3 protein-coding genes and 1 pseudogene are annotated in these 2,442 nt (G+C 35.4%); 1 reads left to right on the forward strand and 3 read right to left on the reverse strand.

Annotated features, from left to right (window positions below; genetic code table 11):
* Window positions 1–412, forward strand: a pseudogene (locus tag DW269_RS11580) (nucleotidyltransferase); the annotation flags it as partial.
* Between the two features lie 168 nt (window positions 413–580).
* Here the strand turns inward: DW269_RS11580 and DW269_RS11585 are convergent.
* From DW269_RS11585 to DW269_RS13265, 3 genes are all read right to left on the reverse strand, one after another.
* Window positions 581–1,561, reverse strand: a complete 981-nt coding sequence (locus DW269_RS11585) for a transposase (RefSeq protein ID WP_117460085.1) — start codon at window positions 1,559–1,561, stop codon at window positions 581–583.
* A 219-nt stretch (window positions 1,562–1,780) separates the two neighbouring features.
* On the reverse strand, window positions 1,781–2,206 hold the full coding sequence (locus DW269_RS13080) for a transposase (protein WP_233502514.1): 426 nt from the start codon (window positions 2,204–2,206) through the stop codon (window positions 1,781–1,783).
* Between the two features lie 113 nt (window positions 2,207–2,319).
* Window positions 2,320–2,442, reverse strand: a 123-nt coding sequence (locus DW269_RS13265; RefSeq protein ID WP_370446101.1) for a hypothetical protein, incomplete at its 5' end; no start/stop codon positions are given.

Genomic DNA, 2,442 nt, shown 5'->3' on the forward strand with positions numbered 1-2,442 from the left:
GACTAGAGGTATCTGTGCAGTGAATGAAGAAGGATACTTAACTGATGTAGAAGAAACTAAGAATATTGAAAAGACTTCTACTGGGGCACGTGTAGGAGATAAAGAAATTGATCCTAACGTAAATGTATCTATGAACTTCTGGGGATTAACTCCTGAATTCGTAAATACTTTAAAAGAAGGTTTTGTAGAATTCTTTGAAAACATCAAGGATCCACTAAAGGATGAATATTTATTACCTATCTATATTGGTGAACTTCTAAGAGAAAACAAATTAAGTGTTAAGGTATTAGAAGTACAGGATTCATGGTTTGGTGTAACTTATAAAGAAGATGCGCCTGTTGTAAAAGAATCATTTAAGAAGTTAATTGATGAAGGTGTTTATTCTACAAATTTATTTGATAATATTAAGTAAACCAAAGAGGCTGTAACGAATAGATAGTATTTACTACTACCTTGAGCGTTACAGCTCTTTTTCGTATATCCCAACCCAAAAAGGTTATTCACTATTGCACGGTGAATAACCTTTTCATATTTCAGACGCACTTAAAAAGAACCTGCCCATTTCCTAAAAAAATTTTTATCAGCAGATAAACAATCTGAGCAACCCCCTGACCCGTTTCATCTGTTTTTCTTCTGTTTCCTTGATTCTTTTCTTCAGTTTCTGGTATTTCCTGATATTATGCCCCATTGCGACAAGGTAGATCTCCATCTGAACATTGTCATGTCCTCTTCTGTAGAGTCTGTCATAACCCATATTCTCCTTAAGATCACCAAAAGTTCCTTCTGTCTCATTATCTCTCTTGAACATGAGTTTCTTGCCTTCTTCACTTGTGACATTTTTTCTTACTTCATTATGAAATTCATCAAGTTCCTTGCAGTAGTTTATGCTTCTTCCAATTTTGGATTTAGTGCATCTTGATCTGAATGGACAGCCATCACAGTGATGATTTATTAGTTTTATATTATTACGTGCATATACGCCCCTTGTGTCAGTAGTTACCTTATCCACCTCAAACTCATGCCCAGCAGGGCATATATACCCGCCATCTTCTGTTCTCTCAAAATGAGAGACTCTGAATCTATTTTTATCATTTGTCTTCTTCGATTCTTCATAATATCCTGGATACTTCATAAACAGCTCAATATCGTTTTCCCTGCAGTACATATAGTTATCATAGCTACCATAGCCTGCATCAGCAGGTGTCTTTAAAGGAAGCTTACCATACATGAGCTTATACTTCTCCATGAAGGGAATATATGTCTGAATATCAGAACAGTCACTGCTTACGTAAATGTTTCTGATGAAGCCGTCACTCACGCCTACCTGGACATTGTATCCAGGCTTGAAAACGTTAGTATGATTATAATAGTCATACTTCATGTGCATGAATGTTGCATCAGGTTCTGTCTTTGAACAGCTGTTTCTATCACCAAGCATGTCAAAATGCAGTGCATATTCAAAAAGTTTCATTGCTTCTTTCGCCAGCTCATCATAAAGCTTCTGAATCTCGCTCTTTCTGCATCCTTTTCCATGAACGAACTCTATTCCATTGTCCTTCATGTAAATCTCTATTTTATCTGTAACTCTCAATAGATAATCAATATTTGGCTCTCTAAGAATGGAGTATCTGCAATTGATATTCTGTTCCTTAAAGAACTTATTGATTCTTTTGATAGTATCATTACACTTCTTCCACTGTCTTTCCCTATGTCTGACAGTATTTTTTCTCCATATGAATGTGTTCTTGTTGGCATTGGCTTCATACTTAGTACCGTCAATTCATAATACATCTGTATCGATAGGAAGCTCATCATCCATGATTCCGTTCATTTCATAGAAAATTTCTTCAACAGACATAATGAGATCATCATGGATGAATCTCTGAAATGCCTGATGAGAAGGCTTCTGATTCTGTGCGATGAACATATATCTGATGTCAGTTCTACATAGTTCTGCAAGCTTTCTCGTAGATGCATAACCATTATCCGCAAAAGCAAGCAGAAGCAGTCTGAGCATCATGAGACCATCATACCCGTGAGAATTTCTATGAGTGAAGTCAACAAACTTGTTTATATCTATCCTTTCCGTCACTTCAATCACAGTTCTTGAAATATCATCAGCAGGTACATCTTTTTCAAAAGAAATATTAAAATCTAGTAGCTCATATGTCTGATATGCCGTATAATCTTGTTGGTATGTTTTCATGGTAAAATTAATGTACCATAAAAGGCGGACTTCGGTCCGCCTTTTACTGTTTATGAAACTATAATGAGTTATTTACCCGTTACAGCCTCTTTCATTTTCGTATTTTTTATAGTTTATAGAACTCTACCGTTCTTTACAGTGTATGTTTTACCATTATAATTTACTGAACCACTGTAATTCCAGTCAAGAATACCATTTTGAATGTAGTACCATGTACTGTAATACTTAACTAATCC

The organism is Catenibacterium sp. AM22-6LB, from assembly GCF_003435615.1.
GTDB classification, from domain to species: domain Bacteria; phylum Bacillota_I; class Bacilli_A; order Erysipelotrichales; family Coprobacillaceae; genus Catenibacterium; species Catenibacterium mitsuoka_A.